The sequence below is a fragment of the Pseudomonas kilonensis genome (assembly GCF_001269885.1).
In the GTDB taxonomy this organism is placed as follows: Bacteria; Pseudomonadota; Gammaproteobacteria; order Pseudomonadales; family Pseudomonadaceae; genus Aquipseudomonas; species Aquipseudomonas kilonensis.
Genome location: NZ_LHVH01000034.1, coordinates 20342 through 35470 on the forward strand (window position 1 = coordinate 20342; position 15129 = coordinate 35470).

Below are 15129 nucleotides of genomic sequence, written 5' to 3' on the forward strand. Positions count from 1 at the left end.
GGGCTTGCTCGCGAAGACGATGAATCATTCAACCTATGCTTTACCTGACACACCGCATTCGCGAGCAAGCCCGCTCCCACAGGGGAATATCGTGATCACAAGATGTATGCCTCTGCCCGCCCGGACCCAGTAACATTCGCCCTATGACTGCCACCGCCCCCTACATCGGACGCTTCGCCCCCACCCCCAGCGGCCATTTGCATTTCGGTTCGCTGGTCGCCGCCCTGGCGTCGTACCTGGATGCCCGCGCCGTGGGCGGGCGTTGGTTGCTGCGCATGGAAGACCTTGACCCTCCGCGGGAAGAACCGGGCGCGCAAACGGCGATTCTCAAGGCACTGGAAAGCTACGGGTTCGAATGGGACGGCGAGATGATTCGCCAGAGCGAGCGCCATGACGCCTACGATCAGGTGATCAGCCGGCTGTTCAGCCAGGGCCTGGCCTACGCCTGCACCTGTTCGCGCAAACAACTGGAAGCGTACCAGGGCATTTATCCGGGGCTGTGCCGCAACGCCGGGCACAGCCCCGAGGACGCCGCCATCCGCCTGCGCGTCCCCGAGCTTGAGTACCACTTCACCGACCGGGTCCAGGGCGAGTTCCGCCAGCACCTGGGCCGCGAGGTCGGCGACTTCGTGATCCGCCGCCGCGACGGGCTCTACGCCTATCAACTGGCCGTGGTCCTGGACGACGCCTGGCAAGGGGTGACCGATATCGTGCGCGGCGCCGACCTGCTGGACTCCACGCCACGCCAGCTCTACCTGCAAGAACTGCTTGGGTTGCCGCAACCGCGTTACCTGCACGTGCCGCTGATCACCCAGCCCGACGGGCACAAGCTCGGTAAATCCTACCGCTCACCGCCCCTGGCAGGCGATCAGGCCACGCCATTGTTGTTACGGGCGTTGCGCGCGCTGGGCCAGCAACCGGGCCTCGAACGGGTCGATGCCAGCCCACGGGAACTGCTGGCCTGGGGCATTCGCCACTGGGACGCGGGCAAGATCCCGCGCACACTGAGCCTGCCCGAAGCGCAAATACGTTGACGGCCCTTGCAGCTTGGCGCCCATCCGTTACCATCGCCGCACGTTTTTTGGGCACGCGCATAAATTAGAGAGGCCGGGATGTATATCTATCGCTTGGTCCTGCTCCTGGTAGTGGGGATTTATCTGTTCTCCCCGGCCATCATGGATTGGTGGATCGATGCCACGGGTGCCTGGTATCGGCCGTATCTGCTCTGGCTGATCCTGATTGTCGTGACCTTCATCCTGCAGAGCCAAAAAGATGCCGATGAGCTTTAGCCTGACCCAGATGATCCTGATCAGCGCCGCCTACCTGGCCGTGCTGTTCGGCGTAGCCTGGATCAGCGAACGAGGCATGATCCCCCGGGCGATCATCCGCCACCCGCTGACCTACACCCTGTCGCTGGGTGTCTATGCCAGCGCATGGGCGTTCTATGGCACCGTCGGGCTGGCCTACCAGTACGGCTATGGCTTCCTCTCCAGTTACCTGGGGGTGTCAGGGGCGTTCCTGCTGGCGCCGGTGTTGCTCTACCCGATCCTGAAAATCACCCGCACCTACCAACTGTCGTCGCTGGCCGACCTGTTCGCCTTTCGTTTTCGCAGCACCTGGGCCGGCGCACTGACCACGATTTTCATGCTGGTCGGGGTGTTGCCGCTGCTGGCCCTGCAGATCCAGGCCGTGGCCGACTCCATCAGCATCCTGACCCGCGAGCCGGTGCAGCACCGGGTGGCGTTGAGCTTCTGTGTGCTGATCATCCTGTTCACGATTTTCTTCGGCTCCCGGCACATTGCCACGCGGGAAAAGCACGAAGGCCTGGTGTTCGCCATCGCTTTTGAATCGGTGATCAAGCTGATCGCCATCGGCGGCGTCGGACTCTATGCCTTGTACGGCGTGTTCGATGGCCCGCAGCAGCTTGAGCTTTGGCTGTTGCAGAACCAGACCGCCCTCGCCGCCCTGCACACGCCTTTGCAGGAAGGCCCATGGCGCACGCTGTTGCTGGTGTTCTTCGCATCGGCCATCGTGATGCCGCACATGTACCACATGACCTTTACCGAAAACCTCAACCCGCGCTCGCTGGTGAGCGCCAGTTGGGGCCTGCCGCTGTTCCTGCTGCTGATGAGCCTGGCGGTACCGTTGATCCTCTGGGCCGGCCTGAAGCTGGGCGCCAGTACCAATCCGGAATACTTCACCCTGGGCATCGGCATCGCCGCCAACAGCAAGGCCCTGGCGTTGCTGGCGTATGTCGGCGGCCTGTCGGCGGCCAGCGGCTTGATCATCGTCACCACGCTGGCATTGTCGGGCATGGCCCTCAACCACCTGGTGCTGCCGCTTTACCAGCCACCGGCCGAAGGCAATATCTACCGCTGGCTGAAATGGACACGACGGGCGCTGATCGTCGCGATCATCATGGCCGGCTACGGTTTCTACCTGATGCTGGGTGAGGGACAGGACCTGGCCAACCTGGGCATCGTCGCCTTTGTCGCCACCCTGCAGTTCCTGCCCGGCGTGTTGTCGGTGCTGTATTGGCCGACCGCCAATCGCCGCGGCTTCATCGCCGGTCTGCTGGCAGGGATCCTGGTATGGCTGGTCGCGATGCTGTTGCCGCTGATGGGCAACCTGCAGGGCTTCTATATTCCGCTGCTGAACATGATCTACGTGCTCGACGACACCAGTTGGCATATGGCGGCCATCGCCTCCCTGGCCGCGAACGTGCTGATGTTCACCCTGATCTCGCTGTTCACCAACGCCAGCAGCGAAGAGGCCAGCGCCGCCGAAGCCTGTGCCGTGGACAACGTTCGCCGCCCGCAGCGCCGCGAACTGCACGCCGCCTCGCCCCAGGAGTTCGCCACGCAACTGGCCAAGCCCCTGGGCGCCAAGGCCGCGCAAAAGGAAGTCGAACAGGCCCTGCGTGACCTTTACCTGCCTTTCGATGAGCGCCGTCCGTATGCCTTGCGACGCCTGCGGGACCGGATCGAGGCCAACCTGTCCGGCCTGATGGGCCCCAGCGTGGCCCAGGACATGGTCGAAACCTTTCTGCCCTACAAGGCCGGCGGCGAGAACTATGTCACCGAGGACATTCACTTCATCGAAAGCCGCCTCGAGGATTACCACTCGCGCCTCACCGGCCTTGCCGCCGAACTGGACGCCTTGCGCCGTTACCACCGCCAGACCTTGCAGGAACTGCCGATGGGCGTGTGCTCCCTGGCCAAGGATCAGGAAATCCTGATGTGGAACAAGGCCATGGAAGAACTCACCGGGATCGCGGCCCAGCGCGTGGTCGGTTCCCGCCTGAGCACCCTGGGCGAGCCGTGGAAAGGCTTGCTGCAAGGCTTCATCGATCTGCCGGACGAGCACTTGCACAAACAGCACCTGGCCCTCGACGGCCAGACCCGTTGGCTGAACCTGCACAAGGCAGCGATCGACGAGCCGTTGGCACCGGGTAACAGCGGCCTGGTGCTGCTGGTCGAAGACCTGACCGATACCCAGATGCTCGAAGACAAGCTGGTCCACTCCGAACGACTGGCAAGCATCGGCCGGTTGGCCGCCGGGGTGGCCCACGAAATCGGCAACCCGATTACCGGCATTGCCTGCCTGGCGCAGAACCTGCGCGAAGAGCGTGAGGATGACGGCGAGCTGACGGAAATCAGCGGCCAGATCCTCGAACAGACCAAGCGCGTGTCGCGCATCGTCCAGTCGCTGATGAGCTTCGCCCATGCCGGCGGTCACCAGCACAACGATGAGCCCGTCTGTCTGGCCGAAGTGGCCCAGGATGCCATTGGTCTGCTGGCGCTCAACCGGCGCAATTTCGAGGTGCAATTCTTCAACCTGTGCGATCCGGATCACTGGGTCGATGGCGACCCCCAGCGGCTCGCCCAGGTGTTGATCAACCTGCTATCCAACGCGCGGGACGCCTCACCGGCCGGCAGCGCGGTGCGGGTCAAGAGCGAAGCCTTCGAACACACGGTCGACCTGATCGTCGAAGACGAAGGCAGCGGTATCCCACAGAACATCATGGACCGATTGTTCGAACCTTTCTTCACCACCAAGGATCCTGGCGAAGGCACCGGTCTGGGCCTCGCACTGGTCTATTCCATCGTTGAAGAGCATTATGGACAAATCACCATCGACAGCCCGGCCGATGTACAAAGCCAACGCGGCACCCGTATCCGGGTGACCTTGCCGCGTCATGTCGAAGCGACGTCCGCTGTGAACTGAGACCGTCGAGAGAATCGAATCAATGCCGCACATTTTGATCGTCGAAGACGAAACAATTATCCGCTCCGCCTTGCGCCGCCTGCTGGAACGCAACCAGTACCAGGTCAGCGAAGCCGGTTCAGTGCAGGAAGCACAAGAACGTTTCAGCATTCCCACGTTTGACCTGATCGTCAGCGACCTGCGCCTGCCTGGCGCCCCGGGCACCGAGCTGATCAAGCTCGGCCAGGGCACCCCCGTGCTGATCATGACCAGTTACGCCAGCCTGCGCTCGGCGGTCGACTCCATGAAAATGGGCGCGGTGGACTACATCGCCAAACCGTTCGACCACGACGAGATGCTCCAGGCCGTGGCCCGCATCCTGCGCGACCGACAGGCGGCGACCAGCAACCCGGTGGAGCCCGCTGGCAAGGCCAGCGCCTCGGCGAAAGCCGGCGCCAGCAACAATAATGGCGAAATTGGCATCATCGGTTCCTGCCCGCCCATGCAGGACCTGTACAGCAAGATCCGCAAAGTGGCGCCAACCGACTCCAATGTCCTGATCCAGGGCGAGTCCGGTACCGGCAAGGAGCTGGTAGCCCGTGCCCTGCACAACCTGTCACGCCGGGCCAAGGCGCCGATGATCTCGGTGAACTGCGCGGCGATTCCGGAAAGCCTGATCGAGTCCGAACTGTTCGGTCACGAGAAAGGTGCGTTCACCGGCGCCAGCGCCGGGCGGGCCGGGCTGGTGGAAGCCGCGGACGGCGGCACGTTGTTCCTCGATGAAATCGGCGAGCTGCCGTTGGAAGCCCAGGCGCGGTTGCTGCGGGTGCTTCAGGAAGGCGAAATCCGCCGGGTCGGCTCGGTGCAGTCACAGAAGGTCGATGTCCGCCTGATCGCGGCCACCCACCGCGACCTCAAGAGCCTGGCGAAAATCGGCCAGTTCCGCGAAGACTTGTATTACCGCTTGCACGTGATCGCCTTGAAGCTCCCTGCCCTGCGCGAGCGCGGCGCGGACGTCAATGAAATCGCCCAGGCGTTTTTGGCCCGCCAGAGCGCGCGGGTCAACCGCACCGACCTCAAGTTCGCCCCGGACGCCGAACAGGCCATTCGTCATTACGCCTGGCCAGGTAACGTTCGCGAGCTGGAAAACGCGGTCGAGCGGGCGGTGATCCTGTGCGAGAGCCCGGAAATCTCCGCCGACCTGCTGGGCATCGACATCGAACTGAGTGATCTGGACGATGAAGAATTCATCGGCCTGGCCCCGCAACAGGGCGGCGCTGCCAACAACACCAGCCACGAACCCACCGAAGACCTGTCCCTGGAAGACTACTTCCAGCACTTCGTCCTGGAGCACCAGGACCACATGACCGAGACCGAACTGGCACGCAAGCTGGGCGTCAGCCGCAAGTGCCTGTGGGAACGTCGCCAGCGCCTGGGGATTCCACGACGCAAGACCGGTGCGACCAGCGAAAGCTGAGGTGTGGGGGTAACACCGCTGAATGTGAAAAAACTGTTACCTCAGCTTTTTCACGTAACAGAAGCCGGGGTTTACGGTAACGAAACCCCGGCTTTTTTTCGCCCCGAAAAAATGGTTATAACCCTAGAACCCCCAGTTTCTCTGGGCCTCGCAAAAGTTGGCACGCACCCTGCTATAGCTTTGGTACAAGAACAATAACAAGCAATGCAAAAGACAATAAAAATAAGACGAATCGACTCACGCACAATAAAAACAAGACGGCGAGAGGCGCAGCTAACTGATTCTTTTGGAGAGGCGTTGTATTTGGGGCTTGCCCCACAACCAGGCCGAGAACAATAAAAACTGTCTCAAGACAGGTGCCTGAACTGGTTGGATCGATAGATCACTGCAACACAGCGATCAAAGCAATCCGTTTGCTCTTGGCTCCCGATTGGGAGGGTCACGAAGGGAAAACCTCGTGACGCGGGCACTCAACAAAAACAAGAAGCCCGAAACCAATAATAAAAACAGAGCACGCAACTAATTCTGGGGGAGCTTCGGCTCCCCTTGTGGTTTCTGTCGTTCCGCCTCCCCGCAGCCTACAAGGCTTGTCGCTGAAGCTTGCAGCTCTAAACTGCTCCGTCCTACACCATCCCTCGACTAAATGCTAGAATCTCGGCCCATCATGCGGTCATTCTTCGTTTTTGGCCGAATATTCCTTCAAACAGTGCATCCCATGCTGAAGAAGCTGTTCCAGTCATTCCGTTCTCCCTTGCGTCGTACGCAACACATTCGCAGCACGCCTGAAGTGCTCAACAGCGGCCAGCATTCACTGCAAAAGGCCCAGTTCAGCCGTTATGCGGTGAACATCGTCGAACGCTTGCAGAACGCCGGCTACCAGGCTTACCTGGTCGGCGGCTGCGTGCGCGACATGCTGCTCAACATCACCCCCAAGGATTTCGACGTCGCCACCAGCGCCACGCCGGAACAGATACGGGCCGAATTTCGCAACGCGCGGATCATTGGCCGGCGCTTCAAGCTGGTCCACATCCACTTCGGTCGCGAAATCATCGAAGTGGCGACCTTCCGCGCCAATCACCCGCAAAACGATGAAGAGGAAGACAGCAACCAGTCTTCCCGCAACGAGAGCGGGCGTATCCTGCGCGATAACGTCTACGGCAGCCTGGAAGAAGACGCGCAACGCCGCGACTTCACCATCAACGCCCTGTATTACGATCCGGTCAGCGAACGCATCCTCGATTACGCCAACGGCGTACACGATATTCGCAATCGCCTGATCCGCCTGATTGGCGACCCCAAGCAGCGCTACCAGGAAGACCCGGTGCGAATGCTGCGGGCCGTGCGTTTCGCCGCCAAGCTGGACTTCGGCATCGAAAAACACAGCGCCGTGCCCATTCGCGAACTGGCGCCGATGCTGCGGGAAATCCCTTCGGCGCGCCTGTTCGAGGAAGTGCTCAAGTTGTTCCTCTCGGGCAACGCCGCAGACACCTTCGAGATGCTCGTGGACCTGCAGCTGTTCGATCCGCTATTCCCCGCCAGCGCCGAGGCCCTGGAGCACAACCCGACCTACACCCACACCTTGATCAGCGAAGCCCTGATCAACACCGACCTGCGCATCAAGCAGAACAAGCCGGTGACGCCTGCGTTCCTGTTCGCCGCGTTGCTCTGGCCTGCCCTGCCCGCCCGGGTGCTGCGCCTGCAAGAGCGTGGCATGCCGCCGATCCCGGCGATGCAGGAAGCTGCCCACGAGCTGATCGCCGAACAGTGCCAGCGCATCGCCATTCCCAAACGCTTCACGATGCCGATCCGCGAGATCTGGGACATGCAGGAGCGCCTGCCACGGCGCAGCGGCAAACGTGCCGACCTGCTGCTGGACAACCCGCGTTTCCGCGCCGGCTACGACTTCCTGCTGCTGCGTGAAAGCGCGGGCGAGCAGACCGATGGCCTGGGTGAATGGTGGACCGATTACCAGGACGCCAACGACAGCGAGCGCCGCGACATGATTCGCGAGCTCAGCGGCAAGGATGACGGCGCCAGCGGCCCGCGCAAGCGCCGTCGCAGCAGCGGTGCCAAGCGCAAGCGTGCCGGTGTACCGAGCGCATCGGGCGAGTAATCGATGGAACGCATCTACATCGGCATGGGCAGCAACCTGGCCGAACCCACCGAACAATTGCGCAGTGCCGTCCAGGCGCTGGCGCAATTGCCCGACACCCAACTGGTGGGGGTCTCGGCGTTTTATCAAAGTGATTCCCTGCTGCCCGGCCAGCCGCGCTACACCAACGCGGTGGCGGCGCTGGACAGCCGCCTGGCACCGCTGGACCTGCTCGATGCGCTGCAAGCCATCGAAACCGGACAGGGTCGCGAACGCCTGGAACGCTGGGGCCCGCGCACCCTGGATCTGGACATCCTGCTGTTCGGCGATCGCCTGATCGACGAGCCTCGCCTCAAGGTCCCCCACTACCACATGCAAGCCCGGGCCTTTGTGCTGTACCCACTGGCCGAGTTGGCGCCCGCCGACCTGCGCCTGGCCGATGGGCGCTCACTCAAGGATCTGCTCGCGGCGTGCCCATTCGTTGGTCTGGAACGCTTGCCGCCGCACTGACGCAGTTCCTCTTGTGGGAGCAAAGCTTGCTCGCGATTGCGGTGGGCCAGTGAACATTCATGCCGTCTGATCCACCGCCATCGCGAGCAAGCTTTGCTCCCACAGGATGCGGTACTGGACCGTCATGCCGGGGACACGCCTCTACGCTGAAACGCATCAGTAACCCCGGTAACACCCGGCGGTAACACATCCAATTGACTTCCCGAGTGCTCCTCACGACTATAGGCGTCCCGTTGCCGCCAATACGGCGCTGAAGGGCGCAATCCAGGCCTTACAAGCACCACACATAAGAAGGTGCGCCTGTATCGATAACGAATCATGCGCGTTACTTGCAGTAATTCACGAGCGCCTAATGAGGACTTTTTCATGCCAGCTATTACCCTGACCACGCTGCAAGGTCTCAAGCAAAAAGGTGAAAAAATCACCATGCTGACCTGCTATGACGCAACTTTCGCCCACGCCTGCAATGAGGCCGGTGTCGAAGTGTTGCTGGTGGGCGATTCCCTCGGCATGGTGCTGCAAGGTCACGACAGCACGCTGCCGGTGACCACCGCCGAGATGGCCTACCATGTGGCCGCCGTCAAACGCGGTAACACCGATGCACTGATTCTCGCCGACCTGCCGTTCATGGCCTACGCCACCCTCGAACAAACCATGACCAACAGCGCCATGCTGATGCAGGCCGGAGCCCACATGCTCAAGGTCGAAGGCGCGTTGTGGCTGGCCGATTCGATTCGGCTGCTGGCCGAGCGGGGCATCCCGGTATGCGCGCACATGGGCCTGACCCCACAATCGGTCAATATCTTCGGTGGCTACAAGGTCCAGGGTCGCAATGAGAACCAGGCACGGCAGATGCGCGCCGATGCAATTGCGCTGGAGCAGGCTGGTGCGGCGATGTTGCTGCTCGAATGCGTGCCCAGCGAGCTGGCGGAAGAAATCACCCAGGCGGTGAAGATCCCGGTGATCGGGATCGGCGCCGGCCACGCCACCGATGGCCAGGTACTGGTGCTGCACGACATGCTCGGCCTGTCGATCACCGGTCGCGTGCCCAAGTTCGTGAAGGACTTCATGGCCGGGCAGACGTCCATCCAGGGCGCCTTGAGTGCCTACGTCGCCGAAGTCAAGGCCGTAACCTTCCCTGGCGCCGAGCACGGGTTTTCTGCATGAACACCGTCAAAACCGTACGCGAACTGCGAGCCGCCGTGGCCCGTACCCGCGGCGAAGGCAAACGCATCGCCTTCGTGCCGACCATGGGCAACCTGCACAGCGGTCACGTGGCGCTGGTCACCAAGGCCACGCAACGGGCCGACTTCGTGGTGGCGAGCATTTTCGTCAATCCGCTGCAATTCGGCGCAGGCGAAGACCTGGACAAATACCCCCGCACCCTGGCGGCCGACCAGGAGAAACTGCTCCAGGCCGGCTGCCATCTGCTGTTCGCGCCCAGCGTCGAAGAGATGTACCCCGACGGCATGGCCGGGCAGACCCGGGTCAGCGTCCCGCAATTGTCCGAAGGCTTGTGCGGCGCCAGCCGTCCAGGGCATTTCGAGGGTGTGGCGACGGTGGTCAGTAAACTGTTCAACATGGTCCAGCCTGACCTGGCGGTGTTTGGCCAGAAAGACTTCCAGCAACTGGCGGTGATCCGCGCACTGGTCCATGACCTGAACATGCCGATCCAGATCATCGGCGAGCCGACCGTTCGCGCCGAGGACGGCCTGGCACTGTCCTCGCGCAACGGCTTCCTCAGCCCGGATCAACGTGCCGTCGCGCCCGTGGTCTATCGCGTCCTGAGCCAGATCGCCGAGGCCATCAAACAGGGCCGACGAGATTTCCCGGCACTGATCGACGAGCAGCTCAAGCAACTCGAAGCCGCCGGCCTGCGTCCCGACTACCTGGAAATCCGTCACGCCAAGACCTTGCGTCCGGCATTGAGCGAGGACCGTGACCTGGTGATTCTGGTGGCGGCCTTCCTGGGCACCACGCGCCTGATCGACAACCTGCACCTGGACCTCGACACCCCCGCCTAAACCCACACCTGTCCCAATCTGGGAATTGGCCTTGTGGGAGCAAAGCTTGCTCGCGATAGCGGCCTGATATTCGGCATACGTGTCGAATTTGACCCCGTCATCGCGAGCAAGCTTTGCTCCCACATACAGACTGCACTTGCAAATCCCTCGCGTATTGCCGCCCCACAAGCCTTCAGGCAGACTGCCCGCCGTTCGGACCCGACCAGAGGAAACATTCATGCATGCCATCATGCTCAAGGCCAAGCTGCACCGCGCCGAAGTCACCCACGCCGTGCTCGATTACGAAGGCTCCTGCGCCATTGATGGTGAATGGCTGGACCTGTCGGGGATCCGCGAATACGAACAGATCCAGATCTACAACGTCGACAACGGCGAACGCTTCACCACCTACGCCATCCGTGGCGAGGAAGGTTCGCGGATGATCTCGGTGAACGGTGCCGCAGCGCACAAGGCCAAGGTCGGTGACCGCGTCATCATCTGCGCCTACGCCCACTACAGCGAAGCCGAACTGGTCAACTTCAAGCCCCGCATGCTGTACATGGCCCCGGGCAATGAACTGAGCCACACCAGCAATGCGATTCCGGTGCAGCTCGCCTGATCGAACCCGAACGATATCTGTGTACAAGCCTGTGGGAGCAAAGCTTGCTCGCGATAGCAGTGTGTCAGGCGACATCCATGCAACGGGTCCATTGCAATCGCGAGCAAGCTTTGCTCCCACAGCGAACCATTCCCGCCCCCTGCTGTATAAAAAAGTACCGGGAATCGGTCAGACAAAGCCAAGACAGATCGCAACACGAGGTTTACTGTAGTCGCCCTGCGTCCGGCGATCGTGTCGATGCAGTGTCCGGACGCCCACCTCGAGCCGCGTCGGAATTTTTAGTGTACAAAAGGCCGTTCAAGTAAAAAGGAAACCCGCAGCGATGGCGTATTACCGAACCCCTCATGACGTGACCGCTCTGCCAGCCTGGCAAGCGCTGAATGACCACCGCAAAGCCATGCAGGATTTCAGCATGCGCGAAGCGTTCAATGCCGATCCGCAGCGTTTCACTCAATTCACCCTGTCGAGCTGTGGCCTGTTTCTCGACTACTCGAAAAACCTGATCAACGCCCAGACCCGCGACCTGCTGGTGGGCCTGGCCAACGAAGTCGACCTCAAGGGCGCGATCAAGTCGCTGTTCGAAGGCGAAATCGTCAACGCCTCGGAAAACCGCCCTGCCCTGCACACCGCCCTGCGTCGGCCGGTGGGCGACAAGTTGCTGGTCAACGGCGTCAACGTGATGCCGGACGTGCACAAAGTGCTGAACCAGATCACCGACCTGGTGGGCCGCATTCACGACGGCCTGTGGCGCGGCTACACCGAAAAGCCCATCACCGACGTGGTAAACATCGGCATCGGTGGTTCTTTCCTCGGCCCGGAGCTGGTGTCCGAAGCGCTGTTGTCCTACGCGCAAAAAGGTGTTCGCTGCCACTACCTGGCGAACATCGACGGCAGTGAGTTCCATGAACTGACCATGAAGCTGCGCGCCGAGACCACGCTGTTCATCGTCTCGTCGAAATCCTTCAACACCCTCGAAACCCTGAAGAACGCCCAGGCCGCCCGCGCCTGGTACCTGGCCCAGGGTGGCTCCGAAGCGGAGCTGTATCGCCACTTCATCGCGGTATCGAGCAACAACGCCGCCGCCGTGGCCTTCGGCATCCGTGAAGAAAACATCTTCCCGATGTGGGACTGGGTCGGCGGGCGCTACTCGCTGTGGTCGGCCATCGGCCTGCCGATCGCCTTGGCCATCGGCATGTCGAACTTCAAGGAGTTGCTCTCCGGCGCCTATTCCATGGACCAGCATTTCCAGAGCGCCCCGTTCGAGCAGAACATGCCGGTGCTGCTGGCGCTGTTGGGCGTGTGGTACGGCAACTTCTGGGGCGCGCAGAGCCATGCGATCCTGCCGTACGACCACTACCTGCGTAACATCACCAAGCATTTGCAGCAGTTGGACATGGAATCCAACGGCAAGAGCGTGCGCCTGGACGGTACGCCGGTGTCGACCGACACGGGCCCGGTGATCTGGGGCGGCGTTGGCTGCAACGGTCAGCACGCCTACCACCAGTTGCTGCACCAGGGCACCCAGTTGATCCCGGCCGACTTCATCGTGCCGATCGTCAGCTTCAACCCGGTTTCCGATCATCACCAGTGGCTGTACGCCAACTGCCTGTCCCAGAGCCAGGCACTGATGCTCGGCAAGACCCGCGCCGAAGCCGAAGCCGAGCTGCGGGACAAGGGCGCCAGCGAAGAAGAGGTGCAGAAACTGGCCTCCCACAAGGTGATCCCGGGCAACCGTCCGAGCAACACCCTGGTGGTCGAACGCATCAGCCCACGTCGCCTCGGCGCGCTGGTGGCGCTGTATGAACACAAGGTGTTCGTGCAGAGCGTGGTCTGGGGCATCAACGCCTTCGACCAATGGGGCGTGGAACTGGGCAAGGAGTTGGGCAAGGGCGTCTACAACCGCCTGGTGGGCAGTGAAGAAAACCCGGCCGAAGATGCTTCGACCCAGGGCTTGATCAACTACTTCCGCGGGCGTCATCGCGGCTGATCGTCCCCCCGCTCCCACAGCTCACCGCTGATCCCTGTGGGAGCGAGCCTTGTGGGAGCAAAGCTTGCTCGCGATAGCGGTCTGACATCAACCTATCTGTTGAATGTGACGCCGTCATCGCGAGCAAGCTTTGCTCCCACCAAGCTCGCACACAGTTGCTTTGTGCATGACTTGAACCCTCTGGCTACTGGGCGCATCTTTATATCTTGTCGCAAAACAAGAATAAGGAACCGTCATGTTCGATATCAGCCAGTACCCCCAAGCCGATGCCGTCCGCCGGGCTGCGCAACTGAGTCAGGACGAGTACAAGCGGCTCTACAAAGAATCCATCGAACACCCCAGCGCCTTCTGGGCCGAGCAGGCCACGCGCTTTCTCGACTGGATGACGCCCTGGCAAACCGTCCAGCGCTATGACCTCAAGAACGGCGACGCGACCTGGTTCGCCGGTGGCAAGCTGAACGTCAGCGCCAATTGCATCGACCGTCACCTGGAAACGCGCGGCGACCAGACGGCAATCATCTGGGAAAGCGACGCCCCCGCCGAATCGGCAGAAATCACCTACAAAAAACTACACAACCATGTGTGCCGCCTGGCCAACGTGCTGAAAAGCCGTGGCGTGAAGAAAGGCGACCGGGTCTGCATCTACATGCCGATGATCCCCGAGGCCGCCTACGCCATGCTCGCCTGTACCCGCATCGGCGCGGTGCATTCGGTGGTGTTCGGTGGTTTCTCACCGGACTCCCTGCGCGACCGGATCCTCGACGCCGATTGCCGCACCGTGATCACCGCTGACGAAGGTGTCCGCGGCGGGCGCTTCGTACCGCTCAAGCGTAACGTCGACAAGGCCCTGGAAAGCTGTCCGAACGTCAGCACCGTGCTGGTGGTCGAGCGCACCCAGGGCGAGGTGGACTGGGTTGAAGGTCGTGACCTCTGGTACCACCAGGCCATGCATGACATCAGCGACGATTGCCCACCCGAACCGATGGACGCCGAAGACCCGCTGTTCATCCTCTACACCTCCGGCAGCACTGGCAAACCCAAGGGTGTGCTGCACACCACGGGCGGCTATCTGCTGCAAGCGGCGATGACGTTCAAGTACGTGCTCGACTACCGCGACAACGAAGTGTTCTGGTGCACCGCCGATGTCGGCTGGGTCACCGGCCATAGCTACATCGTCTATGGCCCGCTGGCCAATGGCGCCACCACGCTGATCTTCGAGGGCGTGCCGAGCCACCCGAGCAGTTCGCGTTTCTGGCAGGTGATCGACAAGCATCAGGTCAACATCTTCTACACCGCGCCGACCGCCCTGCGCGCGTTGATGCGCGAAGGGCCCGGACCGTTGCAGGAAACATCGCGCAAAAGCCTGCGATTGCTCGGCACCGTCGGTGAGCCGATCAACCCGGAAGCGTGGGAATGGTATTTCAACGTGGTCGGCGAACAGCGCTGCCCAATTGTCGATACCTGGTGGCAGACCGAGACTGGCGGCATCATGCTCAGCCCGTTGGTGAGTGCCCCACGGCTCAAGCCAGGCTGCGCCACCCGGCCGATGTTCGGCGTGCAACCGGTCTTGCTGGATGAAGTGGGCAAGGAAATCAATGGCCCCGGCAGCGGCGTACTGGCGATCAAATCCAGTTGGCCCGGGCAGATTCGCAGCGTCTACGGCGATCATCAACGCATGGTCGACACCTACTTCAAACCCTACCCTGGCTATTACTTCACGGGCGACGGCGCGCGCCGCGACGAAGACGGCGATTACTGGATCACCGGGCGCATCGACGACGTGATCAACGTCTCCGGGCATCGCATTGGCACCGCCGAGGTGGAAAGCGCCCTGGTACTGCACGACAACATTGCCGAAGCCGCCGTCGTCGGTTACCCCCACGACCTCAAGGGCCAGGGCATCTATGCCTTTGTCACACCGATGAACGGGGTCGAGGCCAATGACGAGCTGAAGAAGGAACTGCTGGCCCACGTCAGCAAGGAAATCGGCAGCTTCGCCAAACCGGAACTGATCCAGTGGGCACCGGCGCTACCCAAGACCCGTTCGGGCAAGATCATGCGGCGCATCCTGCGCAAGATCGCCTGCAACGAACTCGACAGCCTGGGCGACACCTCGACCCTGGCCGATCCCAGTGTGGTGGAGGGGTTGATCGACAAGCGCCTCAATCGCTAAGCCAAACAACTCGGTTCCCCTGAGGCATCGAGTCCTTGCGCCGCTGGACTGTGGGAGCAAAG

11 protein-coding genes are annotated in these 15129 nt (G+C 61.8%); all 11 read left to right on the top strand.

Translation table 11 applies throughout. The annotated features are described in order from the left end of the window. The first annotated feature begins 143 nt into the window (after positions 1 to 143). The 11 genes from gluQRS (at position 144) to acs (ending at position 15067) form a co-directional block, all read left to right on the top strand. Positions 144 to 1034 carry a tRNA glutamyl-Q(34) synthetase GluQRS gene (gluQRS, locus tag AD662_RS24235; RefSeq protein WP_053189865.1) on the top strand — a complete coding sequence of 297 codons (891 nt, stop codon included), beginning with the start codon at positions 144 to 146 and terminating at the stop codon, positions 1032 to 1034. 78 nt (positions 1035 to 1112) lie between these two features. Next, complete coding sequence (locus tag AD662_RS29410) at positions 1113 to 1289, top strand: hypothetical protein (protein WP_003176118.1); 177 nt, start codon at positions 1113 to 1115, stop codon at positions 1287 to 1289. Beyond that, positions 1273 to 4227, top strand: a complete 2955-nt coding sequence (locus tag AD662_RS24245; protein ID WP_024618745.1) for a sensor histidine kinase — start codon at positions 1273 to 1275, stop codon at positions 4225 to 4227. The genes AD662_RS29410 and AD662_RS24245 overlap by 17 nt, the downstream gene beginning before the upstream one ends. 22 nt (positions 4228 to 4249) lie before the next feature. Further along, on the top strand, positions 4250 to 5683 hold the full coding sequence (locus tag AD662_RS24250; RefSeq protein ID WP_024618746.1) for a sigma-54-dependent transcriptional regulator: 1434 nt from the start codon (positions 4250 to 4252) through the stop codon (positions 5681 to 5683). 715 nt (positions 5684 to 6398) lie between these two features. Next, on the top strand, positions 6399 to 7796 hold the full coding sequence (locus AD662_RS24255; protein WP_053189866.1) for a polynucleotide adenylyltransferase PcnB: 1398 nt from the start codon (positions 6399 to 6401) through the stop codon (positions 7794 to 7796). Between the two features lie 3 nt (positions 7797 to 7799). Beyond that, on the top strand, positions 7800 to 8285 hold the full coding sequence (gene folK / locus AD662_RS24260) for a 2-amino-4-hydroxy-6-hydroxymethyldihydropteridine diphosphokinase (protein WP_053181940.1): 486 nt from the start codon (positions 7800 to 7802) through the stop codon (positions 8283 to 8285). A gap of 366 nt (positions 8286 to 8651) precedes the next feature. Continuing rightward, entirely contained in the window at positions 8652 to 9452 is an 801-nt protein-coding gene (panB, locus tag AD662_RS24265) for a 3-methyl-2-oxobutanoate hydroxymethyltransferase (protein ID WP_018609283.1), read from the top strand. Next, positions 9449 to 10309, top strand: a complete 861-nt coding sequence (panC, locus tag AD662_RS24270) for a pantoate--beta-alanine ligase (RefSeq protein WP_053189867.1) — start codon at positions 9449 to 9451, stop codon at positions 10307 to 10309. The genes panB and panC overlap by 4 nt, the downstream gene beginning before the upstream one ends. A gap of 217 nt (positions 10310 to 10526) precedes the next feature. Beyond that, entirely contained in the window at positions 10527 to 10907 is a 381-nt protein-coding gene (gene panD, locus AD662_RS24275; RefSeq protein ID WP_003205654.1) for an aspartate 1-decarboxylase, read from the top strand. A gap of 322 nt (positions 10908 to 11229) precedes the next feature. Further along, positions 11230 to 12894, top strand: coding sequence for a glucose-6-phosphate isomerase (gene pgi, locus AD662_RS24280; RefSeq protein ID WP_014340245.1), 1665 nt, complete (start codon positions 11230 to 11232; stop codon positions 12892 to 12894). Positions 12895 to 13129: 235 nt separating this feature from the next. After that, positions 13130 to 15067, top strand: coding sequence for an acetate--CoA ligase (acs, locus tag AD662_RS24285; RefSeq protein ID WP_053189868.1), 1938 nt, complete (start codon positions 13130 to 13132; stop codon positions 15065 to 15067). The last annotated feature ends 62 nt before the right edge of the window (positions 15068 to 15129 follow it).